At 30.3% G+C, this 1,048-nt stretch carries 1 protein-coding gene; it reads left to right on the forward strand.

The features are described 5' to 3' along the window. Positions 1 to 77: 77 nt before the first annotated feature. The coding region (locus ACS8FD_RS16625) for an ATP-grasp domain-containing protein (RefSeq protein ID WP_439276654.1) at positions 78 to 1,048 on the forward strand (971 nt) is incomplete at its 3' end.

Consider the following 1,048-nt stretch of genomic DNA (forward strand, 5'->3'; position numbering starts at 1 on the left):
AAGAACGTAATTTTATAGTTAAGGTCATATTGTTTTTAGGTAAAAAATAAAAATGTTAATTATAGGGGCTTAGAATTATGAAGGTATATATCGCCACACTACCTAATGGATTTTTTGGTAGTACTGGTCAAAGTTGGCAAAGTATAGATGTTAAAAAAGTATCAAGTCTTTTGAATTGTGATAGTGAGATTATAACTATCAATGACCTAATGAATATTGACTTCGATAAAACGGATATAGTTTTTTACACTTCTAGTGATGAGGAAAATATTAGACTATATCTAAGAGATGTCATGTATTTCATTAATAAAAAATGTAGAATTATACCAAGTTACGACATACTTATGAGTCACGAAAATAAAGGATTTCAGGAGTTGTATAGAACTGAATTAGGTTTTGGTAATCTAAAAGGAAATTACTTCTTTGATATCGATGACTGTAACTTGCCACTACCAAAGGTATTAAAAACAGTAAGTGGGTCAGGTAGTAGTGGTGTATTTTTAGTAAAGAATGAAAAAGATCTGTTAGATGTTAAGAAAAAACATTTCAATGTATCGAATAAGAGAAAAGTAATAAAATTTCAACGAAAAATTAAATTACAAGCTGAAGAGTTTTCAATATACAACTACAGGCATAAAGGGTTTAATAGGTTTGTTGAACAAAAATTTATACCTAACCTAACAAATGATTTTAAGATTTTAGTATTTGGTGACAGGTACTATAGTTTAAAAAGAAACATTAAAGAAGGTGACTTTAGAGCGAGTGGTAGTGGGCTGTTTGAGCACGTAAAGCCTCCGAAAGAGACTTTAGACTATGCGAAGAGTATATTTGATGAAATGAACAATCCTTATGCTTCGTTAGACATTGCTCAATCACCTGATGGTTGTCATTTAATAGAGTTTCAAGGTACTAATTTTTCGCCGGGTACTTTATTGAAAGCGCCAAGTAGATATGTTTGTACAAATGGAGAGTGGGTTAAAGAGAAGAATAATCAAGATCTTGAGGAAAATTTTGCATATGCCCTAAATTTTTTTATGAAAAGTAATGA

The organism is Psychrobacter sp. 1U2 (genome assembly GCF_051847575.1).